This is a genomic window from Nocardia sp. NPDC055029 (genome assembly GCF_053608525.1).
In genome coordinates this window covers 10,930-36,221 of record NZ_JBSGVQ010000034.1, presented here as the reverse complement: position 1 = coordinate 36,221, position 25,292 = coordinate 10,930, and the positions used below count along the sequence as shown (strand labels likewise).

Sequence of the window (25,292 nt, the reverse complement as noted above, 5' to 3'; positions counted from 1 at the left end):
GGCACACTGGATGCCGTGTCCGAACCGCTCACCGTCGGCGCCGCGGCCGAACTGCTCGGCGTCACGACGCGCACCCTGCACCACTGGGACGCGGTCGGGCTGGTGCACCCGTCCGACCGTACCGCCGCCGGCTACCGCCTGTACACGGCGGCGGACCTGGCCCGTGCCCAGCGCGTCATCGTCTACCGGGAACTGGGCGTGGCACTGGACGAGATCGGCGCGCTGCTGGACGCGCCCGCCGCCGACGCCATGGTCACGCTGCGCCGTCAACGCGAGGCCTTGCACGCCAAGACGCTGCGCCTGCAGCGGATGACCGCGGCCATGGACCGGATGATCGAGGCGAGGGAATCGGGGATCCTGCTGTCCGCGCAGGATCAGGTCGCGATCTTCGGTGCGGACTGGCAGCCGTCCTGGGTCGACGAGGCTCGCGAACGGTGGGGTGACACCCCGCAGTGGACCCAGTACGCCGAACGCGCCGCGGCCAGGTCGGCGGGGGAGTGGCGGCGCATCACCGACGACACCGCCGCCCTGCACGCCGACTTGGCCGCGGCCCTGCGCTCGGGTGTCACCCCCGGCAGCCCGCGCGCCGCCGCGCTCGCCGAACGGCATCGCGCCTCGATCGCCGTCTACTTCGACTGCACCCACGCAATGCAGGTGTGTCTCGGCAGGCACTACATGACCGATCCGGACTACACCGCGTTCTACGACGCCATCGAGCCGGGACTGACCGCCTGGCTGAGTGCGCTCATCGACGCCAACGCGCGAGCGCACGGCGTCGACCCGGACACGGCGACCTGGGAATAGTGCGCCGAATGAGCTGTCACAGTGATGATCTCGCCGGGTCCTCGAGGAAGCGGTCAGCGGGGGTCGCCGCGACTGTCGCGCCGGAGTTCGTAGACGATGTCACTCGGCGGTCATCTCGGGAGCCGTGGGCCAGGTCGGGTAGCCCGTGTCGCAGCGGATTTCGCGGCGTCACCCGGCGAAGCCGAACAGCAGCGCCGCGACGACCAGTGCGGCAAGAGCCCCCACATCGACCCGTGCGACCCGCTTCGTCGGGGCGCCGAGATCGCCGAGTCCCACCACGGCGGCGAGCACGAGAAACGAACTGGTGCTGATGATCCCGGCCGCGATGGTCACCGCCCGCACCGGTGGCACGAACGCACCGACCATCAATCCGGCACCCACCAGGGCGAGCAACACCGCGCGATGACGCAGCAACAGCTCGAGATCCCGGTTCGTGATCGCCGTGCCGTAGACCCCCGCCGCGCGCCCCGGCGCCACCGCGACCACGCCCGGCACCACATGCACCAGACCCACACCAACCAGCAGCACCGCGCCGACAATTTCTCCGACCATGTCCCCTCCTTCATTCGACACCTGTCGTGCAAGCATTGCCTGCATGGGCGCAGCGCCACTTCCGGAAACGTGCAGTACCCCGGCGACGGTGTGGCTGGGGGCAGGGCACGCCATCTACCTCGGCCCGTCGCTGCGACTCGACCGGCATTCCGGGTCGGTGGCATGCCTGGCGGTCGGGCTGGAAACATCGTTCACGGTGCACGCGGACGCGCTCGGCGCCCGGGCGATCCGCAGTGTGCTGGTCCCCCCGCGTACCCCGCACCGGATCGTCGCCGACGGGCGAATGCTGTTCTGCTACCTCGACTCCGGCTCACCGCGCGCCGCCGCCTGCCGGGACCGGATGCTCGAACAGGCAGGCGGTTTCGGCTTCGGACACCGCGAGGAGGCCGCGCTGATCCGCCGTGCCGCCGACTCCGCGCCCGCCGCCGTCCTCGATCTCGCGTGCGGCGCGGGCAGGCCCGACATCGATCCCCGAATCGCCGCCGCCACGGCCATCCTGTGCGCCGATCCGGCCGCCGCGATCTCCGCCGATCAACTCGCCACTGCGGTCCACCTGTCGAAATCCCGTCTGCTGCACCTGTTCTCCGCCCAAGCGGGCACGACCTTCCGGCGCTACCGAGTCTGGGCGCGCATGCTCGCCGTCGGCCGGGCAGTGGCCGACGGCGCCGACCTCACCACGGCCGCGGCGAATGCCGGGTTCGCCAGCCCCTCTCATTTCAGCGACACCTTCCACGCCATGTTCGGCCTGACCGCCGCCGACCTGCTCGGCGCGGGCGTTCGCATCGTCGTCGACGATTCGGGCTTGCTTCTCCCCCGAGGGGAGACGGCACGCTGAGCGACATGGACGACGACACGCTGTTCACGATCGGGGAGATCGCGGAACGGACCGGACTGACGGTCAAGGCAATCCGCTTCTACGCCGACCGCGGCATCGTGGCGCCGACCACACTCAACCCGGCAGGCCACCGCCGCTACGACACCGCCGCCCTCGCTCGCCTGGAACTGGTCCGCACCCTGCGCACCCTCGGCATCGACCTCGCCACCGTGCGCCGCGTGCTCGCCCGCGAGGCCTCGATGACCGAGGTCGCCGCGACGCACGCGGACGCGCTCGACGTCGAGATCCGAACCCTGCGGGTCCGACGAGCGGTGTTGCGCGCGGTGGCCGCCCGGGAACCCACCCCACCGGAGATGGATCTCATGCACCGACTCGCCACCCTGTCCGCCGCCGAACGACACCGCCTGATCCAGGATTTCGTCGACGACACCTTCGGCCGCTACGCCGCCAACCCCGCCATGGTCGACCTCGTCCGCGCCGCGATGCCCGATTTGCCCGACGATCCGACGCCCGACCAGCTCGCGGCCTGGATGGAACTCGCGGAACTGGTGCAGGACAACGATTTCCGCGACGCCGTCCGGCGCATGGCCGAGTACCAGGCCAGGGAACGCGCCGCGGGCGACACCACCGGCCTGCACCACGACCTCACCGAAGCCGTCCGCACCCAGGTCGGTGCCGCCGTCACCGCGGACATCGCCCCCGGCTCCGCGGCCGCGATCCCGGTGCTCGACGCGCTCACGGCCCGCTACGCGAGCACCTTCGACCGCCCCGACGACCCGGCGCTCCGGCACTGGATCCTCGAACGGCTCGAAATCGCCGATGACCCACGCGTGCAGCGCTATTGGCGGTTGCTCGGCATCGTGAACGGCTGGCCAGGGCAACCGGATCTGACCCCGGTGTTCACGTGGTTCGCGCAGGCGCTGCGCGCGGCAACGTCCTGACCTCGACCGCCTCAGCTTCCCTGGGTCAGATAGTTGTAGATCTCGTGGATGGTGACGGTGGGCTGGGTGGTGAGGCCGACCTCCTGGGTCAGCGGCCCGATGGTGGTCTGGGCGAACTCCTGGAACTGGCCAGCGGACTCCCACACATCGGTGACGTGAAACCCGTCATCGGTCTTCCTGGCCAGATGAAAGATCAACCCCGGCCCGCCGGTCCCCCCTGGCTTGAACCCCATCTTCTCCAAGACCTGGTCATACTGCTCCATCGTCGCGCCGGTGAAATCGAGTTCGACGACAACAGCCATAACGTCATCTCCTTGCCGAAAGGTACGCCAAGATCCCGCGAAATCGCCCGCCCGCGGTCCAGATCCAGCGGTCGAGCAAGAGAGGAGCGACTGGCAGCCCCGGCTCATCGAGAGAGGGTCGCGAGAAACCACCGTGGCCCGGCGCTCCGATCGAACCACGCTTACGCTGAACGGCAACACCACATCCGTCCTACCGGCTGTGGTGCGCATCACAGTGTAGTCGGCACCCGGGAGGCCGACAAGCGAGTTCACCAGCGGGAGCGCCGGAACCCGCCCTCCGAGTCGATCACCTGGCCGACCACCCAGCGGGCGTCGTCGGACACCAACCACGCGATCAACCGCGCCGGGTCGTCGGGGGCTCCCACCCGGCCGCGCGGGAACGCGGCCCGTACCTCCTCGACGACTCCGAGATCCCGATCGGTTGTCGCCGCCGACAGATACCCGGTGTCCACCGGACCCGGATTGACCGTGTTGAGCACGATTCCGCGCTCGATCAGTTCGTCGGCGACCGTGGCTGTGAGGCCCGCCAGCACCGATTTCGCCGCGGCATACGCGATTTCCGTCCGCATCGGACCGAGGTGCTGCCCCGAGGTCATCCAGATCACCCGACCGCGATCACCTACCGGACCGCCCTCGCCGCGGTAGCTGCGTGCGAACGCCTGGGTCAGCAGCAGTACCGACCGGGCGTCGACCGCCCAGTGCCCGTCGAGCATCGCCGCATCGACGACGAACAGGCTCCCGTCGCTACCACTGCGCGCATGGTTCGCGACGAGAATGTCGACCTGGCCGAAGATGCCGACCGCCTCGGTGATCACCCGCTCCGCAGCCTCCGGTTCAGCCAGATCGACGGCGATATCCGCGACCCGTGTCACTGCTCCGAGCTCACGGCACAATGCCGCCGGGTCCTCGGCGCCCCACGGCTGCTGTGCGTCGTGCGGAGCCCAGTGCGTAAGAAACAGCGCGGCACCCTCCGCTGCCAGCCGCTGTGCAACCGCGAACCCGATCCCGTTCCGGCGGCTCACGCCGGTCACCACGGCGACCCGCCCTGCCAACGCCTCCGATGCCATACTCCCGATTGCACCCGGTACCCGTATTGCCTGCAACCGAATACCCGGCGGTTCGACGAAGTGGCCGGGCTCGGGTCGGATCGGACGTGAATGCCGTCACGCGCCGTACGGCAGCTGCGATGGCGGATGATCCGGTCCGGCGTTCAAACCTCCGCGCTCGCAGGACTTTCAGTCCGAGTGTGACGGCGGACGCACGCGCGCCATCCGCGCGCACCCCGTGGCGGCGCTCACAAGCGGGACGACCTGGTCAAAGGTGGGTTCGGACGCTGATAGGGTGGAGCGCGAGTTAGGCATCCTTTAACGGACCGTCCGGTGAGGCGGGGAAGGAGGTCGGCATGGCTGTGCCCGAACGGGCGGCCAAAACCGGCGCGGGCGAAACATCGCAGCGGCACACTCCCGAGTGGGTGGCAGCCGGGCGCGAGCTGTTGTCGCCATCGGATGTGCACCGGACCGTCGCGCGCATCGCGCATCAGATCATCGAGAAGACCGCCCTCGATTCCGGCGACGCCGACGCACCGCGGGTGGTTCTCATGGGCATCCCGACCCGCGGCACCACCCTCGCCAACCGGCTCGCCGCCAAGATCGAGGAATTCTCCGGCGTGCGGCCCGCGCTGGGCTCGCTCGACATCACCCTCTACCGCGACGACCTGCGCAGCCGTCCGCACCGCCCGCTCGAGCGCACCTCGGTGCCCGACGGCGGGATCGAGAACGCCCTGGTCGTTCTCGTCGACGATGTGCTGTTCTCCGGCCGCACCGTGCGCTCGGCCCTCGACGGCCTGCGCGACCTTGGCCGCCCCCGCGCGGTGCAGCTGGCGGTGCTCATCGACCGCGGTCACCGCGAACTGCCGATCCGCGCCGACTACGTGGGCAAGAACGTGCCGACCTCGCGCGCCGAGGACATCTCGGTCCTGCTGACCGAACACGACGGACACGACGGTGTGTATCTGCACCAGGAGGCGCAGGCGTGAAACATTTGTTGACGGTCGCCGATCTCGACCGGGCCACCGCCACCGAACTCCTCGACGAAGCCGAGCGCTTCGAACAGGCCCTGCTCGGCCGCGAGGTGAAGAAGCTGCCGACGCTGCGCGGCCGCACCGTGATGACGGTGTTCTACGAGAACTCCACCCGCACCCGGGTGTCCTTCGAGGTCGCGGGCAAGTGGATGAGCGCCGACGTGATCAACGTCAGCGCGTCGAGCTCCTCGGTCTCCAAGGGCGAATCGCTGCGCGACACCGCGCTGACCCTGCACGCGGCGGGCGCCGACGCGCTGATCGTGCGCCACCCGGCCTCCGGTGCCGCGCACCAGATCGCGCGCTGGATGGAACAGTGGGCGCGCGAGGAGAACCGCGCCGCGCCCTCCATCATCAACGCGGGCGACGGCACCCACCAGCACCCCACCCAGGCGCTGCTCGACGCGCTGACCCTGCGTCAGCGCCTCGGCGACATCGAGGGCAAGCGGATCGTGCTGGTCGGCGACATCCTGCACAGCCGGGTCGCCCGCTCGAACGTCTTCCTGCTCAACACCCTCGGCGCCGAAGTGGTGCTGGTCGCGCCGCGCACCCTGCTGCCGGTGGGCGTGGACAGCTGGCCGTGCCGGGTCGCGACCTCGCTGGACGCCGAACTGCCCGGCGCCGACGCGGTCATGATGCTGCGCGTGCAGGCCGAGCGGATGAACGGCGGATTCTTCCCGTCGGCCCGCGAATACTCGATCAACTACGGACTGTCCGAGCGCAGGCTCGGCGTGCTCGGCGACGACGCGGTGGTGCTGCACCCCGGTCCCATGCTGCGCGGCATGGAGATCGCGTCGGCGGTCGCCGATTCGCCGAAAGCGGCAGTCCTGCAACAGGTGACGAACGGAGTGCACATGCGGATGGCCGTGTTGTTCCGGCTGCTCGTCGGCACCCAGGAGGTGGCGGCGTGAGTGAATTGCTGATCAAGAATGTCCGGCCATACGGTGAAGGCGAGCCGGTCGACGTGCTGGTGCGCGGCACCGTCATCGCCGAGATCGGCACTGGCATCGAGGCGTCGGCCGACGCCGAGGTGATCGACGGCAACGGCCAGATCCTGCTGCCCGGCTTCGTCGACCTGCACACCCACCTGCGCGAGCCGGGTCGCGAAGACACCGAGACCATCGAAACCGGTTCGGCCGCAGCCGCACTCGGCGGTTACACCGCGGTGTTCGCGATGGCCAACACCAACCCGGTCGCCGACTCGCACGTCATCACCGATCACGTGTGGCGGCGCGGCCAGGAGGTCGGCCTGGTCGACGTGTTCCCGGTCGGCGCGGTCACCGTCGGACTCGAGGGCAAGCAGCTCGCCGAGATGGGCACCATGGCGGCGGGTATCGGCCAGGTGCGGATGTTCTCCGACGACGGCCACTGCGTCTACGACCCGCTGATCATGCGCCGTGCGCTCGAATACGCGAACTCGCTCGGCGTGCTCATCGCCCAGCACGCGGAGGAGCCGCGCCTGACCAAGGGCGCCGTCGCGCACGAGGGCCCCAACGCCGCCCGCCTCGGCCTGGCCGGCTGGCCGCGCGCCGCCGAGGAGTCGATCGTCGCCCGCGACGCGCTGCTTGCTCGCGATGCAGGCGCCCGCGTGCACATCTGCCACGCCTCCACCGCGGGCACCGTCGAACTGGTGAAATGGGCCAAGTCCCAGGGCATCTCGATCACCGCCGAGGTCACTCCGCACCACCTGCTGCTCGACGACTCGCGCCTGGAGACCTACGACGCGGTCAACAAGGTGAACCCGCCGCTGCGCGAGTCCGCCGACGTCGCCGCCCTGCGCCAGGCACTGGCCGACGGTGTCATCGACTGCGTCGCCACCGACCACGCCCCGCACGCCGAGCAGGACAAGTGCTGCGAGTTCGCCGCCGCCCGCCCCGGCATGCTCGGCCTCGAGACCGCGCTGTCGATCATCGTGCAGACGATGGTGCAGCCCGGCCTGCTCGACTGGCGCGGTGTCGCACGGGTGATGAGCGAGAAGCCCGCCGCGATCGTCGGCCTCGACGACCACGGCCGCCCGATCGCGGTCGGCGAGCCTGCCAACCTGACGCTGATCGACCCCGACGCCGAGTGGACGGTGCACGGCGCCGAACTGGCGAGCATCTCGAACAACACGCCGTTCGAGGACATGACGTTCCCGGCCCAGGTGTCAGCCACCGTGCTGCGCGGCCGGGTAACTGCCCGCGAGGGCAAGGCTGCCGGGATCTAGGAGGGCCAGGAACGTGGAAAGAACTCTGTGGGTACTGGGGTGTCTTGCCCTGTTCCTCCTGTGCCTGTGGCTGATGTACCGAGCCTGGCAGAAGAAGGCCGCGCGGCAGCAGGCACGGATCGGCGAACTGCCGACGGTGCCCGCCGAGCTGGGCGCGCAACTACTGGAACCGACCACCGGCCTCTACCTGGGCAGCACCATCGCGCCCAGCTGGCAGGACCGGATCGCGGTCGGTGACCTGGGATTCCGGGCAACCGCGGAACTGACGCGGTTCGAACGCGGAATCCTGCTCGAACGCGACGGGGCGACGCCGATCTGGATTCCGCAGGAATCCGTCACGGCCGTGCGCACCGAACGCGGACACGCGGGCAAAGTGATGACAGAGAATGGTGTGCTGGTAATTCGCTGGACACTGCCGACCGGAACCGAGATCGATACCGGATTCCGGGGCGACGACAAGACGGTGTACCCGGCATGGACCGCGGATGCGACCAGGGCGACGACGGGAGACGACGAATGAGCAAAGTGAAGGCAGCCCTCGTGCTGGAGGACGGCCGCGTGTTCCGCGGTACCGCCTTCGGCGCCGAGGGCCAGACCCTGGGCGAGGCGGTGTTCTGCACCGCGATGACCGGGTACCAGGAGACCCTGACCGACCCCAGCTACGACCGCCAGATCGTGGTGGCCACCGCCCCGCAGATCGGCAACACGGGCTGGAACGACGAGGACGACGAGTCCGGCAAGATCTGGGTCGCCGGTTACGCCGTGCGCGACCCCTCGCCGATCTCGTCCAACTGGCGCGCCACCGGCACGCTGCAGGACCAGCTCGACAAGCAGAACGTGGTCGGCATCGCCGGCATCGACACCCGCGCGGTCGTGCGTCACCTGCGCACCCGCGGCTCGATGAAGGCGGGCATCTTCTCCGGTGCCGCCCTCGCCGGTGACGACGAGCTGCTGGCCAGGGTCAACGGTCAGCCCTCCATGCTCGGCGCCGACCTGGCCGAAGAGGTCAGCACCGACGGCATGTACACGATCGAGCCGGTCGGGGACCACCGCTTCACCGTCGTCGCGGTCGACCTGGGCATCAAGACCAACACCCCGCGCATGTTCGCCGAGCGCGGTGTCCGCACCCACGTGGTGCCGTCGAACACCTCCCTCGACGACATCCTCGCGCTGAACCCCAACGGCGTGTTCCTCTCCAACGGCCCCGGCGACCCGGCCACCCAGACCGGCGCGATCGCGCTGACCCAGGGCGTGCTCGAGCGCGGGATCCCGCTGTTCGGCATCTGCTTCGGCAACCAGATCCTGGGCCGGGCACTGGGCCGCGACACCTACAAGATGAAGTTCGGCCACCGCGGCATCAACATCCCAGTGGTCGAAGAGGGCACCGGCCGCATCTCCATCACAGCGCAGAACCACGGCTTCGCGCTGGAAGGCGAGAAGGGCGAGGTGTTCGACACCCCGTTCGGCAAGGCCGAGGTCTCCCACATCTGCGCCAACGACGGCACCGTCGAGGGTGTGCGACTGCTCGACGGTCGCGCCTTCTCGGTGCAGTACCACCCCGAGGCCGCCGCAGGCCCGCACGACGCCGCATACCTGTTCGACCGTTTCGCCGGTCTCATGGAAGGAGCCTGATGCCTCGCCGCGAGGATCTGAAGCACATCCTGGTGATCGGCTCTGGCCCGATCGTGATCGGCCAGGCGTGCGAATTCGACTACTCCGGTACCCAGGCGTGCCGGGTGCTGCGGTCCGAGGGACTGCGTGTATCGCTGGTGAACTCGAACCCGGCGACCATCATGACCGACCCCGAGTTCGCCGACTCCACCTACGTGGAGCCGATCACCCCGGAGTTCGTCGAGAAGGTCATCGACAAGGAACGCCCCGACGCCATCCTGGCCACCCTCGGCGGGCAGACCGCGCTCAACACCGCGGTCGCCCTGCACGAGCGCGGTGTGCTGGAGAAGTACAACGTCGAGCTGATCGGCGCCGACTTCGACGCCATCCAGCGTGGTGAGGACCGGCAGAAGTTCAAGGACATCGTCGCCAAGGTCGGCGGCGAGAGTGCCCGCAGCCGTGTCTGTTACACCATGGACGAAGTCCGCGACACCGTCGCCGAACTCGGCTTCCCGGTCGTCGTGCGCCCGTCGTTCACCATGGGCGGCCTCGGTTCGGGCATGGCCTACAACGACGAGGACCTCGACCGCATCGCCGGTGGCGGCCTGGCCGCGTCGCCGACCGCGAATGTCCTGATCGAGGAGTCCATCCTCGGCTGGAAGGAATTCGAGCTCGAGCTCATGCGCGACGGCCGCGACAACGTCGTCATCGTCTGCTCGATCGAGAACGTCGACCCGATGGGCGTGCACACCGGTGACTCGGTCACCGTCGCCCCGGCCATGACGCTCACCGACCGCGAGTACCAGAAGATGCGCGATCTCGGCATCGCCATCCTGCGCGAGGTCGGCGTCGACACCGGCGGCTGCAACATCCAGTTCGCGGTCGACCCGAAGGACGGTCGCCTGATCGTCATCGAGATGAACCCGCGCGTGTCGCGCTCCTCGGCGCTGGCGTCGAAGGCCACCGGCTTCCCGATCGCCAAGATCGCCGCCAAGCTGGCCATCGGCTACACCCTCGACGAGATCGTCAACGACATCACCGGCGAGACCCCGGCCTGCTTCGAGCCGACCCTGGACTACGTCGTCGTGAAGGCGCCGCGGTTCGCGTTCGAGAAGTTCCCCGGCGCCGACGCCACGCTGACCACCACCATGAAGTCGGTGGGTGAGGCGATGTCGATGGGCCGCAACTTCTCCGAGGCCCTCGGCAAGGTGCTGCGTTCGCTCGAGACCAAGGCCGCCAGCTTCTGGACCACCGACGACGGTCAGTGGGCGGCGCAGGACCCGAGCGACCCCGCGTCGGTGCGCGAGGCCATCGAGGCCATCCTCGCCGACCTGCGCGTGCCCACCGAGGGCCGCATCTACCAGGTCGAGCGGGCCCTGCGCTTCGGCGCGTCCATCGAGGAAGTCGCGCTGGCCTCCGGTGTGGATCCGTGGTTCGTCGCCGAGGTCGCCGGGCTGGTCACGCTGCGTCAGGAAGTCCTCGACGCGCCCGTGCTCGACGAGGATCTGCTGCGCCGTGCCAAGCACTACGGCCTGTCCGACCGTCAGCTCGCCGCCCTGCGGCCCGAGCTCGCGGGCGAGGCCGGTGTGCGCTCGCTGCGCCACCGCCTCGGCGTGCGCCCGGTCTACAAGACCGTCGACACCTGTGCCGCCGAGTTCGAGGCCAAGACGCCGTACCACTACAGCTCCTATGAGCTGGATCCCGGCGCGGAGTCCGAGGTCGCGCCGCAGCGTGAGCGCGACAAGGTGATCATCCTCGGCTCGGGCCCCAACCGCATCGGTCAGGGCATCGAGTTCGACTACTCGTGTGTCCATGCGGCACAGACCCTCTCGGCTGCCGGGTACGAGACCGTGATGGTCAACTGCAACCCCGAGACCGTCTCCACCGACTACGACACCGCCGATCGCCTCTACTTCGAGCCGCTCACCTTCGAGGACGTCCTCGAGGTGTACAACGCCGAAACCGAGTCGGGCACCGTCGCCGGCGTGATCGTGCAGCTCGGCGGCCAGACCCCGCTGAGCCTGGCACAGCGGCTCACCGACGCCGGCGTGCCGGTCGTCGGCACCTCCGCGGCCGCGATCGACCTGGCCGAGGACCGCGGCGAATTCGGTGACGTGCTCGTCGCCGCCGGACTGCCCGCGCCCAAGTACGGCACCGCCACCACGGTCGAGCAGGCCAAGAAGATCGCCGCCGAGATCGGCTACCCGGTGCTGGTGCGCCCGTCCTACGTGCTCGGCGGTCGCGGCATGGAGATCGTCTACGACGAGACCTCGCTCGAGGGCTACATCTCCCGCGCCACCGAGCTCAACCCGGAGCACCCGGTGCTGGTCGACCGCTTCCTGGAAGACGCCATCGAGATCGACGTCGACGCCCTGTGCGACGGCGAGGAGGTCTACCTCGGCGGCGTGATGGAGCACATCGAGGAAGCGGGCATCCACTCCGGTGACTCCGCCTGCGCGCTGCCCCCGATCACCCTGGGCCGCAGCGACATCGAGGCCGTGCGCCGCTCCACCATCGCGCTGGCCAAGGGTATCGGCGTCAAGGGCCTGCTCAACGTGCAGTACGCCCTCAAGGACGACATCCTCTACGTGCTCGAGGCCAACCCCCGCGCGAGCCGCACGGTGCCGTTCGTCTCCAAGGCGACCGCGGTGCCGCTGGCCAAGGCCTGCGCACGCGTGATGCTCGGCGCCACCATCGCCGACCTGCGCAAGGAAGGCATGCTGCCGCCCGAGGGCGACGGCGGCCACGTGCCGCTGGACGCGCCGGTCGCGGTGAAGGAAGCCGTGCTGCCCTTCCACCGGTTCCGTCGCGCCGACGGCTCCGGCGTGGACTCGCTGCTCTCCCCGGAGATGAAGTCCACCGGCGAGGTCATGGGCATCGACGCCGACTTCGGCACCGCCTTCGCCAAGAGCCAGGCCGCCGCCTACGGCTCGCTGCCGACCGAGGGCACCGTGTTCGTCTCCGTCGCCAACCGCGACAAGCGCGCCATGGTGTTCCCGATCAAGCGCCTGCACGACCTGGGCTTCCGCATCCTCGCCACCGAGGGCACCGCGGAAACCCTGCGCCGCAACGGCATTCCGTGCGAGCAGGTGCGCAAGCACTCCGACCCGGAAGCCACCGACCCGGCGACCGGCATGCCGGAGGCCTCGATCGTCGAGCAGATCCGCGACGGCGAGATCGACATCGTGTTCAACACCCCCTACGGCAACTCGGGCCCCCGCGTGGACGGCTACGAGATCCGCACCGCCGCGGTGGGCGCGAACATCCCGTGCATCACCACCGTGCAGGGCGCGGCCGCGGCGGTGCAGGGCATCGAGGCGAGCATCAACGGCGGCATCGGCGTGCGCTCGCTGCAGCAGCTGCACTCGGTGCTGCGTGGCTGACATGCACAGCTTCGGTCACCGGTTGCAGCACGCCATGCGGGAATTCGGCCCGCTGTGCGTCGGCATCGACCCCCACCCCGGCCTGCTCCGGGCGTGGGGGCTCACCGAGGACGTCGACGGGCTCGAGGCGTTCGCCGAGATCTGCGTCGAGGCCTTCGACGGCCGCGTCGCGCTGGTGAAGCCGCAGGTCGCGTTCTTCGAGACCTACGGTTCCGGCGGTCTCGCGGTGCTCGAACGCACCATCGAGGTGCTGCGCGGCTCGGGCACGCTGGTGCTCGCCGACGCCAAGCGCGGCGACATCGGCTCCACCATGGACGCCTACGCGCACGCCTGGCTCGGTGACGGACCCCTCGGTTCCGACGCGGTGACGGTCTCGCCCTACCTCGGTTTCGGGTCGCTCGACCCGGCGCTGAGCCTGGCCAAGGCCAACCATCGCGGCGTGTTCGTCCTCGCGGCGACCTCGAATCCTGAAGGGGCGCAACTACAGCGGATCACCGCCGCGGACGGGCGCACGATCGCCCAGACGATGGTCGACGAGGCGGCGGCGCGCAACGCGGGCCACGGCTTCGGCTCCGTCGGCGTGGTCGTCGGCGCGACACTCACCGAGGCGCCGGACCTGTCGGCCCTCAACGGCCCCATCCTGATGCCCGGTGTCGGCGCGCAGGGCGGGGGAGCGGACTCGATCCGCGCCCTGGTGCCGGAAGCGAACCTGGCGGCCGTGGTGCCCAATGTGTCGCGCGAGGTCCTCAACGCGGGCCCGTCGGTGACGGCGCTGTGCGACAAGATGGCTCAGCTGCGGGAGGAGTTCGCCTTCCTGCAGCGGTGACGATCGACGCGACAGGCCGGGGCAGCGACACGCCGCCCCGGCCTCGTCGTTTTCCGCTGGTCACGCCCCACGATCAGGCGAGGCAGTACGTCGCTGTGACCGTGGCGAACAGCGACAACGCGTCCGACGAGGCCGCTGAGCCGAGGACCATCGTCAGTGCGCGGCCGTCGGTCGACCGGAACGCATACGTGACGTAACCGAGCAGCTCACCGCCGTGCCCCCACAGATCGTCACCACACGGTGGATCGAAACGCTGCAGGCCGAGGCCGTAGTGGAATCCCATGCCCATCGGGACGGTCTCGCGCATCCGGCCCAGCGCGGCGGGGCTGATCAGGCGGCCACCCAGCAATGCCGCGAAGAACGCGTCGAGATCGGCTGTGGTGGAGATCATCTCGCCTGCGGCCCAGTCCAGCGACGGGTTCATGTCGGTCACGTCCACACGGCCGACGCCGTCGATGTCGCGGTGTGCGGTGAGCGCGGGCGCGGGGATACGGGGATCGTCGCCGGGAACGGTGGTGGCGGTCAACCGCAGGGGAGTGAGAATGCGGTCGCGGATCTCGTCGCCGTAGCGGCGCCCGGTCACGTGCTCGATGAGCAGGCCGAGCGCGATGTAGTTGGTGTTCGAGTACCGGAAGCGGGCGCCCGGCTCGAAAGAGGGGTCGTGGCGCACCGCGGTGGCGAGCAGATCGCGGGGCGCGTGACTGCGAAACCGGTCGTCGCCGCGCCACCGATTCGTCGACATGCCGGGTTCCTTCATGTAGTCGTAGAGCCCGCTGGTGTGATTCATCAACTGCCGCACCATGATCCGGTTCCCGCCGGGAATCGGGTCGGGCAGCTGCGCGGCGATCGAACCGTCCAGGTCGACTTTGCCCTCGTCGACCAGTTGCAGCACCACGGTCGCGACGAAGGTCTTGGTGATGCTGCCGATCCGGAATCGGCTGTGCGGATCCGGCGTGGACTGCCCGCTGCCGGCGTACTGCCACTCCCGCTGCCGCTCCTCGTCGGAGACCCGCAGCACCACATCCGTGTCGTTCCAGCGCGCACCGGCCTCGACCGTGTCCCCGACGACCTGCCAACGCGCCGTCACGAGGACGGTGGCGGCCACCAGCGTGGCCGTCAGCACGGTGCCCAGAACGACCACAGAGGCACGAAACAGTTTCTGTCGCATAGCTTTCCACGCTAGGCACGCTCCGCGCCGACGACGAGGGTGTGAGCCCCGCGATGGGGGTGCGGAAAACCCCACCCCTGGACTGCGGTCGCACCCTGCCGATCGGATGGTTGACGCTACTGATCGCCAGGCGCCCGCTTCCTAGCGTCGAAAGCATGGAAACGACAGCCACTTCGACCGAACTCACCGGCATCGCGGGATGGGCGGTCCAGCTCATGGAACAGCTCGGCGGCCTCGGCGCGGGCATCGCCATCGCACTCGAGAACCTCTTCCCGCCACTGCCCAGCGAGGTGATCCTGCCGCTGGCCGGCTTCACCGCGAGCCGCGGCCGGTTCAGCCTCGCCGAGGTCCTGCTGTGGACGACACTCGGCTCGGTCGTCGGCGCCCTCGCCCTCTACGGCCTCGGCGCCGCCCTCGGCCGCGACCGCCTGCGCCGCATCGTCGACCGCCTGCCGCTGGTACGCCTGTCCGACCTGGACCGCACCGAGGACTGGTTCGCCCGCCACGGCGACAAGGCCGTGTTCTTCGGCCGGATGATCCCGATCTTCCGCAGCCTGATCTCGATCCCCGCCGGTGTCGAACGGATGCCCCTCGGCCGCTTCACCCTGCTGACCACCGCGGGCAGCCTGCTGTGGAACGCGATCTTCGTGTTCGCGGGGTTCGCGCTCGGCGAGAACTGGCACCTCGTCGAGACCTACGCGGGCATCCTGCAGAAGGCCGTGATCGTCGTCGTGCTCGTCGCCGCGTCCGTGTTCGTCCTCCGGCGTCTGCGTCAGCCGCGGGCGCAGTCGACCGCCGGGCGATGAGATTCCCGCGCAGGCCGAACCGGCCCGACCGCGGTGTGACTACCGGTCGGTGTGGCCGGGACACGCGAGAATTGGGCGATGAGCACATCCTGGCGCGATCCGCGCACGTCGATGTGGGTGTGGCACGGGAGGATCGGATGATGAGCTCTTCCTCCCCGCGCTCGTCGCGCGCCGCGGCGGCGATCGCGGGGTATCTGCTCGGCGTGGTCACCGTGCCGCTCGACCTGCTCGGGGTGCTCGCCGCGCCGATCTCGGCGGGCTTGACCGACCGGATCGCCTCGGTGGAGCGGCGGCGGCTCACCCGGCTGCTCGGCGTGCGCTCGAACGGCGTGCCGAGGGGGCCGCGGGCCGCGGGCTATCTGGCGGCCCGCGCGCTCGTCGGGACGCTCGGCGCGTTGGTCCTGGCATTGTCCGGTCTGGGGGTCGTCGTCGCGGTGGCCGTGGTCTACGGCGCGGCAACCGGTGCCGCCGTGCCGATCATCGACGCGACCGAACCGGGGCAGGTCACCTGGGCGAGCGTCATGGTGCTGGCATTGCCGGGAGCGGTGCTGTGCTTCCTCGCCGTGCAGGGGTTGCTCGGGGTCGTGCGAGCCGAGGCCTGGTGTCTGCGGCGGAGCACCCGCCCTGGCCAGGACGAACTCGCGCAGCGGGTGGCGCAGCTGACCACCACGCGCGCCGAGGTGATCGAGGTGATCGACGACGAACGACGACGCATCGAACGAGACCTGCACGACGGCGTGCAGCAGCGGGTGGTCGCGCTGTCCATCCTGCTCGGCCGGGTGGAGCGGGAAGCCGACGAGGACCGGCGTGGCGAGCTGCACCGGCGCGCGATCACCGAGACCGGGCACATCCTCGACGAATTGCGGGAGGTGTCGTGGCGGATCTACCCGGCGATGCTCGCCCGCGACGGACTCCACGCCGCGCTCGAAGCCCTGGCCGACCGGACACCGTTGCCGACCCGGCTCGACTACGCGCTCACCGAACGTGCGCCGCGACCGGTCGAATCGGCCTGCTATTTCACCGCGAGCGAGGCGATCACCAACGCCATCAAGCATTCCGGGGCCGAGACCATCGCCGTCGGCGTCGAACGCGACGGGCCGCTCGTGCGCCTGCGTGTGCGCGACGACGGGAACGGCGGCGCCGACCCCGGCGGCCACGGGCTGGCCGGCATCGCCACCCGCGTCACCGCGCTGGACGGCACGATGAGGGTGGACAGCCCGCCGGGCGGTCCGACCATCGTCACCGTGGAGGTTCCGTGCGGATAACCCTGGCCGAGGATTCCGCGCTGCTGCGCGAGAGCCTGGCTCAGCTGCTGACCGCCGAGGGACACGAAATCGTGGACTCCGTCGGCACCGCGACCGAGTTGCTGGCCGCGGTGCGGGTCCGCCCGCCCGACCTCGTCATCGCCGATGTCCGGATGCCGCCCGATCACGTCGACGAAGGCATCAGGGCGGCGCTCGAGATCCGCCGGGACCAGCCGGGGATCGCGGTCCTGGTGCTCTCGCAGTACGTCGAACGCAGGCACGCGGCCGAATTCCTGACCGGCACCGGCGGCATCGGCTACCTGCTCAAGGATCGGGTCGCCGCGATCGGCGCGTTCCTCGACGCGGTCGAGCGGGTCGGCGCGGGCGGCACCGCCTTCGATCCGGAGGTGGTGCGGCAGCTGTTGCTGCACAACCGCGCCGATGCGCCGCTGCACCGGCTGACCGAGCGCGAGCGCGCGGTGCTCGAACTCATGGCGCAGGGCCTGAGTAATGCGGCGATCTGTCAGCAGCTGTTCGTCACGCGCAGCGCTGTCGAGAAGCACATCAACGCGATCTTCACCAAGCTGGACCTGCCCGTGGGCGAGGCCCACAATCGCCGGGTTCTCGCCATCCTGCAGCATCTGCGCGCGGGCGCCGTCGACGCCTAGACCGTGATCGGGGGCTGCCGGTGTGACCGGGCCAGGTCACACCTCGGCCGAGGCGGGAATCCGCCCACGCCACCAGCCCGCCGCGCCGACGGCGAGCGGCACCAGCAGGGTGAGGAATCCCGACACCGGCATGTACACCAACCCGACCAGCGTCGTCACGGCGAGCGCGACGAGCACCGATGCGGGCACGAAACCGCGCGCTCGCTCCAGCTCGATCATGGCCACCCCGAGACCGATCCCGACCACACCGAACGTGGTGAACCAGAACGAGAGCTCGGTGTCCTGATCGCCCGCAGCGAGCAGGACGACACCCATGATCGTGTGGACGGTGGCGATGAACACCACTGCGGCCCCGGCCAGCGGAAAACCAGTTCTTGAATTCATATTCATAAACTGTGCCACTAGGCTGAGCCGGTGGCAAGACCCCGTCTCTTCACCGACGATCAGGTGCTCGACGCGGCCCGCGACCTGCTGGTCGATCCGGCGATCACCCGACCCGCGATCACTGCGATCAGCAAGGCCGCCGGCGTGCACACGGGGTCGATCTATGTGCGCTTCGCCTCACGTGACGAACTGCTCGCCCGGCTGTGGTTGCGCTCGATCCGGCGCTTCCATGTCGGCCTGCTCGCCGCGCTGGCCGGGCCGTCACCGCTGCTCGCCGCGGCCACCTATCTGCCGCGGTACTGCCGCGCCAACCCGACCGAGGCCAGAGCGATGAAGATGTTCCATCGCGACGAACTGCTCGATGTCAGGCCCGAGGATCTGCGGGCGCAGATCGCCACCGTGAACGACGCGATGAACGCGGCCCTGCTCGCTGCCGTGGTCACCGAATTCGGGACCGCCGACGAGCGCGCGGCGGCGCTGGCCGAGGCCGCGGTGAAGGCGATTCCGTACGGTTTGGTGCGCGATTACATCGCCCGCGCGGCACCGATTCCCGACTGGATCGACGAGGTGACCGCGACCGCCACCGGCGCGGTTCTGGAGCGGTTCCGTTCCCGATCTTGACGACACGCGGTACGAAATCCAGCGACACGCGGGGAATTTCGGGAAAGTCCCTGGTCGGGCATCACCGGGTTTGCCGTGCTGATGACCACACCGCGCGCTACCTGATGGCTAACATCGCCCATATCGGTAAAACCGCTGGTAGGGGTGCATTTTTCGATTTCGGCGGTACGATCGGTGCGGAGGAATCGGTGGTCACCGCATCGGGCCCGCGCGCCCCATACGGCATCCGTAATCCTGCCCTGACCTGGGGGTCGGGTTCGCAATCGGCGGGCGTCGTGGGTACGGTCGCACAGACCGTCCGGGTAACCGGCGGTAGATCTAGCAATGAACGATGAGACGGAGGAACCGTGGCCCTTCCCCAGCTGACTGACGAGCAGCGCGCCGCTGCTTTGGAGAAGGCGGCTGCCGCTCGCCGTGCTCGGGCGGAGCTCAAGGAGCGCCTGAAGCGTGGCGGTACCAACCTGAAGCAGGTCCTCACCGACGCCGAATCCGATGAGATTCTCGGCAAGATGAAGGTCTCTGCGCTGCTCGAGGCTCTGCCGAAGGTGGGCAAGGTCAAGGCTGCCGAGATCATGACCGAGCTGGAGATCGCCCCTACCCGGCGTCTCCGTGGCCTGGGCGACCGTCAGCGCAAGGCGCTGCTGGCTCGCTTCGACTTCGACTCCTGATACAGGTGGTCGAACACACGCGGAAGGGTCGGCTGGTTGTACTGGTCGGCCCCTCGGCCGTGGGTAAGTCCACGGTCGTGCGGTGCGTGCGGGAACGCCTGCCCGAACTGGTCTTCAGTGTGTCGGCGACGACCCGGGCCCCCCGGCCCGGGGAAGTCGACGGCCGTGACTACCGTTTCGTTTCCCGAGCGGAATTCGACGCCATGATCGAGGCGGACGAACTGCTCGAATGGGCGGACATCCACGGGGGGTTGCAGCGATCGGGCACCCCCGCGGCTCCGGTGCGGGAAGCACTGGCCGCCGGACATTCTGTACTGATCGAAGTCGACCTGGCCGGCGCACGGTCGGTCCGGCAGGCGATGCCGGAAGCGCTGCTGGTGTTTCTCGCCCCGCCGAGCTGGGAGGAACTGGTCTCACGGCTGCGTTCGCGTGGCACCGAGACGCCCGAGGTGATCGAGCGCAGGCTCGAGACCGCCCGGGTCGAATTGGCGGCCTGTGACGAGTTCGACACGGTGATCGTGAACGCCGAAGTGACGACCGCCTGCGAGCAGTTGGTATCGTTATTCGTTAGCACAAATTCGAGTTCTTGACCCACTAACCCCGCAGGAGCCTCCCCTAGTGAGTACGGACACCGCAGCCGCGCCCGCGTACGACACCCCGATCGGCCTCACCAACCCGCCGATCGACGAGCTGCTCGAGCGCACGTCGTCCAAGTACGCCCTGGTGATCTACGCGGCCAAGCGCGCGCGTCAGATCAACGATTACTACAACCAGCTCGGCGACGGCATCCTCGAGTACGTCGGCCCGCTGGTCGAGCCCGGCCTGCAGGAGAAGCCGCTGTCGGTCGCCATGCGCGAAATCCACTCCGACCTGCTCGAGCACACCGAGGGCGAGTGACAATCTCTTTTCCGGAGGCGTAGAGACCATGCGGATTGTCGTCGGGGTCAGCGGGGGCATCGCCGCCTACAAGGCGTGTGCCCTCGTTCGCCGGTTCACCGAGACCGGCCATCAGGTGCGGGTGATTCCCACCGAGTCGGCCCTGCAGTTCGTCGGTAAGGCGACCTTCGAGGCACTGTCCGGCCAGCCGGTGCACACCGGCGTGTTCGCCGACGTGCCCGAGGTTCCGCATGTCCGGATCGGTCAGGAGGCCGATCTGGTCGTCATCGCCCCCGCCACCGCGGATCTGATGGCGCGCGCCGCGCACGGGCGCGCCGACGATCTGCTCACCGCCACCTTGCTGACGGCTCGATGTCCGGTGCTGTTCGCGCCCGCGATGCACACCGAGATGTGGGAGCATCCGGCGACGGTGGCCAATGTCGCGACGCTGCGAGCGCACGGCGCCAATGTCATGGAACCCGCGTCGGGCCGGCTCACCGGCACCGACACCGGTCCGGGCAGGCTGCCCGAGCCGGAGGAGATCTTCGGCCTGGCCTCGCTGCTGCTCGAACGTCCCGACGCGCTGCCCCGCGACCTGACCGGTCGCCGCGTGGTGATCACCGCCGGTGGCACCAGGGAACCGCTCGATCCCGTGCGTTTCCTCGGCAACCGCAGCTCGGGCAAGCAGGGCTACGCCCTGGCCAGGGTCGCCGCCCAGCGTGGCGCCCAGGTGACGCTGATCGCGGGCAACACCATCGAACTCGCGCCCCCCGCCGCCGTCGACCTGGTCCACATCACCACCGCCGAGCAGCTCAAGACCGCGGTCGACAAGCACGCGCTCGGCTCCGATGCGGTGATCATGGCGGCCGCGGTGGCCGATTTCCGGCCGACCCACGTCGCCGCGGCGAAGATCAAGAAGGGCGCTGACGAGCCCGACGTGATCCCGCTGACCAAGAACGAGGACATCCTCGCCGGCTTGGTCGACGCCCGCACCGACGGCAGGCTCGTAGGCACCGCGATCGTCGGCTTCGCCGCCGAGACCGGGGACGACAACGGTGACGTGCTCACCCACGCCCGCGCCAAACTGGCCCGTAAGGGCTGCGACCTGCTCGTGGTCAACGCGGTCGGCGAGGGCAAGGCGTTCGAGGTCGACACCAATGACGGCTGGTTGCTCGGCGCCGACGGCACCGAACAGGCCCTGGATCACGGTTCGAAGGCGCTGCTGGCCAGCCGGGTGCTCGACGCGCTCGTCCCGCTGCTGCGCTGACCGAGGTACGGTCCACCTACTTCGCGAGATCTGTTGCGCTGCAATGATCGTCGCGCAGTGTACTGCGTACGGGCGCGGTCTGTGGGCGGCTTCGCCGGTTCGGTGAACAGTCCAGGACAGTCTGTGTGCACTGCGCCACCTCGTCGGTGGTTTGGAATAGTCTTGATAAGGAACGAGTACCCGTTGAGGGAGAGGGAATAACTGTGCGTACGACAGGTAGTCGGCTATTCACCAGTGAGTCCGTGACCGAAGGTCACCCGGACAAGATCTGTGACGCGATCAGCGATTCCATCCTCGATGCGTTGCTCGCGGAGGACCCGAGCAGCAGGGTCGCGGTGGAAACCCTGGTGACCACGGGTCAGGTCCATGTGGCGGGCGAGGTCACCACCTCGGCCTACGCCGATATCCCGCGGATCGTCCGGGAGAAGGTCCTCGAGATCGGATACGACTCCTCCGCAAAGGGATTCGACGGCAACTCCTGCGGTGTCAACATCGCGATCGGTGCCCAGTCGCCCGACATCGCGCAGGGCGTCGACACCTCGCACGAGGCGCGCGTCGGCGGTTCCGACGACGCGATCGAGCGCCAGGGCGCCGGTGACCAGGGCCTGATGTTCGGCTACGCCACCACCGACACCCCCGAGCTGATGCCGCTGCCGATCGCGCTCGCGCACCGGCTCTCGCGCAAGCTCACCGAGGTCCGCAAGTCCGGCGTGCTGCCGTACCTGCGTCCCGACGGCAAGACCCAGGTCACCATCGAATACGACGGTGACCGCCCGGTCCGCCTCGACACGGTCGTCATCTCCACCCAGCACGCGGCCGATATCGACCTGGACAACCTGCTCGCGCCCGATATCCGCGCGAAGGTCCTCGACGCCGTCGTCGGTGACCTGGAGCTGCCCAGCCTGGACACCTCCGACATCCGGCTGCTGGTCAACCCGACCGGCAAGTTCGTGCTCGGCGGCCCGATGGGCGACGCGGGCTTGACCGGCCGCAAGATCATCGTCGACACCTACGGCGGCATGGCCCGCCACGGTGGCGGCGCGTTCTCCGGCAAGGACCCGTCGAAGGTGGACCGCTCGGCCGCCTACGCGATGCGCTGGGTCGCCAAGAACGTCGTTGCCGCCGGTCTGGCGGAGCGGGTCGAGGTGCAGGTCGCGTACGCGATCGGCAAGGCGGCCCCGGTCGGCCTGTTCGTCGAGACCTTCGGCACCGAGAAGGTGGACCCGGTCCGCATCTCGGCCGCCATCTCGGAGGTCTTCGACCTGCGTCCGGGCGCGATCATCCGCGACCTGGACCTGCTGCGCCCGATCTACGCGCCGACCGCGGCTTACGGTCACTTCGGCCGCACCGATGTCGACCTGCCCTGGGAGCACACGGACCGCGCCGACAAGCTGCGCGCGGCCGTCGGCCTGTAAGACTCACCGCCCGCGTGGCAGCGGACGACACAACGACAGCAGCGGGACGCCCGATCGCTCGGGTGCTCCCGCTGCTGTCGCCTGCGCACCTGGACCGCGATTTCGACTACCTGGTGCCACCGGACCTGGACGAGATCGCGCAGCCGGGCGTGCGGGTCCGGGTGCGTTTCGCGGGCCGCCTGGTCGACGGGTACCTGCTCGAGCGGCTCCCGCGCAGCGACCACACCGGCAAGATGGTGAAGCTCGAGCGCGTCGTCTCCCCGGAACGCGTCCTCACCCCGGAAATCCTGCGCTTGGCCACCACCGTCGCCGCCCGCTACGCGGGCACCCGCGCCGACGTCCTGCGCCTGGCCATCCCACCCCGCCATGCCCGCACGGAAGCGGGGACAGCCAAGAAGTCCACTGCCGCAACGGAATCGATATCCGATGCGCACGCAGCCGACGCAGCCGACGCAGCCGACGCAGCCGACGCAGCCGACGCAGCCGACGCAGCCGATGTGGACGAGCCGACGCCATCGGCGACCTCGAAGGTACTGGCAGACGGTCGCGGTCAGCAGCCGATGAGCGAGCGGTCCGGGGTTCAGCTGCGGCAGTCCGGGGCTGATGCCGCCACCGACGCCTTGCCCGGCGAACGGGTGCCATCGGGATCGCCGGCAGCGCGAGAATCGTCCGCTCACGATCAAGGGCCGAACGCCGAATCGCGTGCCGAGCACAGAGCGCGGGCTGGGACGGAGCAGCGGGCTGGGACGGAGCAGCGGGCCGGGACGGAGCAGCGGGCTGGGACGGAGCAGCGGCCGGGGACGGAGCAGCGGCCGACAACATCTGGTTCGGACGGTGAAAAGTCCAGCGCCGTAACGGAACCGAGCGTCGACACGTCGGCGTGGGGGCGGTATACGCACGGCGAGGCGTTCGTCAGCGCGCTGCGGCAGCGCAGGGCGGCACGCGCCGCCTGGCAGGCGCTGCCCGGCGAGGACTGGGCGGCGCGCCTGGCTGAACTCGCCGCGACGGTGGCGGCCGGTGGGCGCAGTGCGGTGCTGATGGTGCCGGATCAGCGTGACCTGGATCGGCTGCTCGCCGAATGTGTTCAGCTGGTGGGGGATTCGGCTGTCGGATTGTCGGCGGGGCTGGGGCCCGCGGCACGCTACCGGCGCTGGTTGGCGGTGCTGCGCGGTCAGGCCCGCATCGTGGTCGGCACTCGGGCCGCGGTGTTCGCGCCCGCGCGCGATCTCGGGCTGATCGCCATCTGGGACGACGGCGACGACACCTACGCCGAGCCGCGTGCCCCGTATCCGCATGCGCGCGAGGTGGCGATGCTGCGTGCTCACGAGACGGGCGCGGCCTTCGTCGCCGCCGGTTTCGCCCGCACCGCCGAAGTCCAGGCCGTTGTCGAATCCGGTTGGGCCCGTGACCTTCTCGCCGAGCGACAGGTGCTGCGCGAAGTGATGCCGCGGATCAGCGCGCCCGGTGACACCGACTTCGCCCTGGAACGCGATGCGCTGGCGCGGGCGGTGCGGATGCCCGGCGTCGCCTTCGCGGCCGCCCGCGCGGCGCTCAAGGAGAACGCCGCGGTGCTGGTCCAGGTGCCCCGGCGCGGGTATGTCCCCTCGCTGGCCTGCGCGAAATGCCGGACGCCTGCCCGCTGCAGGCACTGCAACGGGCCGCTGTCGCTGCCGCAGTCCGCGGACGGACAGGCGGCGAGCCCGCAGTGCAAGTGGTGCGGCATCACCGAGGCCGCCTTCCGCTGTCAGGCCTGCGGGGCGCGCGCCTTGCGGGCGATGGTGATCGGTGCGGCACGCACCGCCGAAGAACTCGGCCGGGCGTTTCCCGGCGTGCCGATCCGGGGCTCCGGTGGCGGGGAAGTCCTCGACACCGTAGAGCCGGGCGCCCAGGTGGTCGTCGCCACGGTCGGCGCGGAACCGCTCGTGCGGGGTGGCTACGGGGTGGCGCTGCTGCTCGACGGCTGGGCCTTGCTCGGCAGGGCTGACCTGCGGGCGAGCGAAGACACGCTGCGCCGCTGGATGGGCGCCGCCGCTCTGGTCCGGCCGCGCGGACAGGTCATCGTGATGGCGGAGCCCGCCCTGCCCACTGTCCAGGCACTGGTCCGCTGGGACCCTGTGCACCACGCCGCCGCCGAGCTCGAGGCCCGCGCCGAGGTCGGGTTCCCGCCCGCCGTGCGGCTGGCTGCCGTCGACGGCACGTCCGCCTCCATCGCGGAGTTCCTTGATGCGGCGGCGCTGCCCGACGGCACCGAGGTGCTCGGTCCTGTTCCGCTGCCGCCGACGGCACGGAAACCGTTCTCCGGCAGCGACTCTCCGGCGGAGGTCGAACGCATGCTGCTGCGGGTCGGCCGGTCCGCGGGTGGGCCGTTGGCTCGCGCCCTGACCGCTGCCCAGGCGGTCCGCAGCTCCCATCGATCCGACGCCCCGCTACGGGTGCAGGTCGACCCGGTCGACATCGGCTGACCGGCGCGCGCCCGGGTCGTCGGCGTGGGTGACCGGCCGAACTCGGGCGAGGAGCGCCCGTCGGATTCGCAGGCCGCGGGCCCGGTCGCCATCGGCTGTCCGGCGTGTGCTCGGGCTGCGGGCGCGGTGACCGGGTGGGCTCGGGCGACGAGTGTCCGTCGGATTCGCAGGCCGCG

At 69.7% G+C, this 25,292-nt stretch carries 25 protein-coding genes; 20 read left to right on the top strand and 5 right to left on the bottom strand.

The window, feature by feature from the left end; genetic code table 11:
- Positions 1 to 15 precede the first annotated feature (15 nt).
- A complete protein-coding gene (locus ACWF9G_RS25530; protein WP_452518366.1) occupies positions 16 to 804 on the top strand; it encodes a MerR family transcriptional regulator in 789 nt (262 codons plus the stop codon).
- A 168-nt stretch (positions 805 to 972) separates the two neighbouring features.
- On the opposite strand, the gene ACWF9G_RS25525 is transcribed toward ACWF9G_RS25530, so the two are convergent.
- Positions 973 to 1,356: a hypothetical protein gene (locus ACWF9G_RS25525; RefSeq protein ID WP_379308305.1), complete on the bottom strand. Its 384-nt coding sequence runs from the start codon at positions 1,354 to 1,356 to the stop codon at positions 973 to 975.
- A gap of 43 nt (positions 1,357 to 1,399) precedes the next feature.
- Between ACWF9G_RS25525 and ACWF9G_RS25520 the strand changes: the two genes are divergently transcribed.
- Together ACWF9G_RS25520 and ACWF9G_RS25515 are read left to right on the top strand one after the other, a co-directional pair.
- Positions 1,400 to 2,191 (top strand): helix-turn-helix domain-containing protein, encoded by a 792-nt coding sequence (locus ACWF9G_RS25520; RefSeq protein ID WP_452518364.1) that lies wholly within the window; start codon positions 1,400 to 1,402, stop codon positions 2,189 to 2,191.
- A 5-nt stretch (positions 2,192 to 2,196) separates the two neighbouring features.
- Entirely contained in the window at positions 2,197 to 3,132 is a 936-nt protein-coding gene (locus tag ACWF9G_RS25515; RefSeq protein WP_452518362.1) for a MerR family transcriptional regulator, read from the top strand.
- A gap of 11 nt (positions 3,133 to 3,143) precedes the next feature.
- Here the strand turns inward: ACWF9G_RS25515 and ACWF9G_RS25510 are convergent, their stop codons facing one another.
- Both ACWF9G_RS25510 and ACWF9G_RS25505 read right to left on the bottom strand, forming a co-directional pair.
- A complete protein-coding gene (locus ACWF9G_RS25510; RefSeq protein ID WP_379308308.1) occupies positions 3,144 to 3,434 on the bottom strand; it encodes a hypothetical protein in 291 nt (96 codons plus the stop codon).
- A 248-nt stretch (positions 3,435 to 3,682) separates the two neighbouring features.
- Positions 3,683 to 4,501, bottom strand: coding sequence for an SDR family oxidoreductase (locus ACWF9G_RS25505; protein ID WP_379308309.1), 819 nt, complete (start codon positions 4,499 to 4,501; stop codon positions 3,683 to 3,685).
- Positions 4,502 to 4,836: 335 nt separating this feature from the next.
- On the opposite strand from ACWF9G_RS25505, the gene pyrR reads away from it, so the two are divergent.
- Genes pyrR through pyrF form a run of 7 tightly spaced genes read left to right on the top strand, consistent with a single transcriptional unit; the run spans position 4,837 to position 13,537 of the window.
- Entirely contained in the window at positions 4,837 to 5,469 is a 633-nt protein-coding gene (gene pyrR / locus ACWF9G_RS25500) for a bifunctional pyr operon transcriptional regulator/uracil phosphoribosyltransferase PyrR (RefSeq protein ID WP_229739509.1), read from the top strand.
- The gene (locus ACWF9G_RS25495) at positions 5,466 to 6,422 is read left to right on the top strand and encodes an aspartate carbamoyltransferase catalytic subunit (RefSeq protein ID WP_379308310.1); all 957 of its coding nucleotides are present in this window, start codon (positions 5,466 to 5,468) and stop codon (positions 6,420 to 6,422) included. Before pyrR ends, ACWF9G_RS25495 begins: the two co-directional genes overlap by 4 nt.
- Positions 6,419 to 7,717 carry a dihydroorotase gene (locus ACWF9G_RS25490; protein WP_452518360.1) on the top strand — a complete coding sequence of 433 codons (1,299 nt, stop codon included), beginning with the start codon at positions 6,419 to 6,421 and terminating at the stop codon, positions 7,715 to 7,717. Before ACWF9G_RS25495 ends, ACWF9G_RS25490 begins: the two co-directional genes overlap by 4 nt.
- A gap of 13 nt (positions 7,718 to 7,730) precedes the next feature.
- The gene (locus ACWF9G_RS25485; protein WP_189023641.1) at positions 7,731 to 8,237 is read left to right on the top strand and encodes a PH-like domain-containing protein; all 507 of its coding nucleotides are present in this window, start codon (positions 7,731 to 7,733) and stop codon (positions 8,235 to 8,237) included.
- Complete coding sequence (gene carA / locus ACWF9G_RS25480) at positions 8,234 to 9,349, top strand: glutamine-hydrolyzing carbamoyl-phosphate synthase small subunit (RefSeq protein ID WP_379308312.1); 1,116 nt, start codon at positions 8,234 to 8,236, stop codon at positions 9,347 to 9,349. The genes ACWF9G_RS25485 and carA overlap by 4 nt, the downstream gene beginning before the upstream one ends.
- Positions 9,349 to 12,711, top strand: coding sequence for a carbamoyl-phosphate synthase large subunit (gene carB / locus ACWF9G_RS25475; RefSeq protein WP_379308313.1), 3,363 nt, complete (start codon positions 9,349 to 9,351; stop codon positions 12,709 to 12,711). The genes carA and carB overlap by 1 nt, the downstream gene beginning before the upstream one ends.
- A 1-nt stretch (position 12,712) precedes the next feature.
- The gene (gene pyrF / locus ACWF9G_RS25470; protein ID WP_452518421.1) at positions 12,713 to 13,537 is read left to right on the top strand and encodes an orotidine-5'-phosphate decarboxylase; all 825 of its coding nucleotides are present in this window, start codon (positions 12,713 to 12,715) and stop codon (positions 13,535 to 13,537) included.
- Between the two features lie 73 nt (positions 13,538 to 13,610).
- Here pyrF and ACWF9G_RS25465 read toward each other — a convergent pair whose 3' ends face one another.
- Positions 13,611 to 14,705, bottom strand: a complete 1,095-nt coding sequence (locus ACWF9G_RS25465; RefSeq protein WP_452518358.1) for a serine hydrolase domain-containing protein — start codon at positions 14,703 to 14,705, stop codon at positions 13,611 to 13,613.
- 155 nt (positions 14,706 to 14,860) lie between these two features.
- Here ACWF9G_RS25465 and ACWF9G_RS25460 point away from each other — a divergent pair, with 155 nt between their 5' ends.
- From ACWF9G_RS25460 to ACWF9G_RS25450, 3 genes are all read left to right on the top strand, one after another.
- The gene (locus ACWF9G_RS25460; protein WP_452518356.1) at positions 14,861 to 15,511 is read left to right on the top strand and encodes a DedA family protein; all 651 of its coding nucleotides are present in this window, start codon (positions 14,861 to 14,863) and stop codon (positions 15,509 to 15,511) included.
- A gap of 140 nt (positions 15,512 to 15,651) precedes the next feature.
- Entirely contained in the window at positions 15,652 to 16,776 is a 1,125-nt protein-coding gene (locus ACWF9G_RS25455; protein WP_452518355.1) for a sensor histidine kinase, read from the top strand.
- Positions 16,767 to 17,423 carry a response regulator transcription factor gene (locus tag ACWF9G_RS25450; RefSeq protein WP_452518353.1) on the top strand — a complete coding sequence of 219 codons (657 nt, stop codon included), beginning with the start codon at positions 16,767 to 16,769 and terminating at the stop codon, positions 17,421 to 17,423. The genes ACWF9G_RS25455 and ACWF9G_RS25450 overlap by 10 nt, the downstream gene beginning before the upstream one ends.
- A 36-nt stretch (positions 17,424 to 17,459) precedes the next feature.
- On the opposite strand, the gene ACWF9G_RS25445 is transcribed toward ACWF9G_RS25450, so the two are convergent.
- On the bottom strand, positions 17,460 to 17,807 hold the full coding sequence (locus tag ACWF9G_RS25445; protein WP_452518351.1) for a DUF6463 family protein: 348 nt from the start codon (positions 17,805 to 17,807) through the stop codon (positions 17,460 to 17,462).
- 30 nt (positions 17,808 to 17,837) lie between these two features.
- On the opposite strand from ACWF9G_RS25445, the gene ACWF9G_RS25440 reads away from it, so the two are divergent.
- The 7 genes from ACWF9G_RS25440 (at position 17,838) to ACWF9G_RS25410 (ending at position 25,116) form a co-directional block, all read left to right on the top strand.
- Complete coding sequence (locus tag ACWF9G_RS25440; RefSeq protein ID WP_452518350.1) at positions 17,838 to 18,428, top strand: TetR/AcrR family transcriptional regulator; 591 nt, start codon at positions 17,838 to 17,840, stop codon at positions 18,426 to 18,428.
- A 347-nt stretch (positions 18,429 to 18,775) separates the two neighbouring features.
- Positions 18,776 to 19,096, top strand: a complete 321-nt coding sequence (mihF, locus tag ACWF9G_RS25435; protein WP_030203531.1) for an integration host factor, actinobacterial type — start codon at positions 18,776 to 18,778, stop codon at positions 19,094 to 19,096.
- 5 nt (positions 19,097 to 19,101) lie between these two features.
- Positions 19,102 to 19,686 carry a guanylate kinase gene (gene gmk / locus ACWF9G_RS25430; RefSeq protein ID WP_189023620.1) on the top strand — a complete coding sequence of 195 codons (585 nt, stop codon included), beginning with the start codon at positions 19,102 to 19,104 and terminating at the stop codon, positions 19,684 to 19,686.
- Positions 19,673 to 19,993 carry a DNA-directed RNA polymerase subunit omega gene (rpoZ, locus tag ACWF9G_RS25425; RefSeq protein WP_378847075.1) on the top strand — a complete coding sequence of 107 codons (321 nt, stop codon included), beginning with the start codon at positions 19,673 to 19,675 and terminating at the stop codon, positions 19,991 to 19,993. Before gmk ends, rpoZ begins: the two co-directional genes overlap by 14 nt.
- 28 nt (positions 19,994 to 20,021) lie before the next feature.
- Complete coding sequence (gene coaBC / locus ACWF9G_RS25420) at positions 20,022 to 21,239, top strand: bifunctional phosphopantothenoylcysteine decarboxylase/phosphopantothenate--cysteine ligase CoaBC (RefSeq protein ID WP_452518348.1); 1,218 nt, start codon at positions 20,022 to 20,024, stop codon at positions 21,237 to 21,239.
- 203 nt (positions 21,240 to 21,442) lie between these two features.
- Complete coding sequence (gene metK / locus ACWF9G_RS25415; protein WP_378847045.1) at positions 21,443 to 22,654, top strand: methionine adenosyltransferase; 1,212 nt, start codon at positions 21,443 to 21,445, stop codon at positions 22,652 to 22,654.
- A gap of 14 nt (positions 22,655 to 22,668) precedes the next feature.
- The gene (locus ACWF9G_RS25410; RefSeq protein WP_452518346.1) at positions 22,669 to 25,116 is read left to right on the top strand and encodes a primosomal protein N'; all 2,448 of its coding nucleotides are present in this window, start codon (positions 22,669 to 22,671) and stop codon (positions 25,114 to 25,116) included.
- The last annotated feature ends 176 nt before the right edge of the window (positions 25,117 to 25,292 follow it).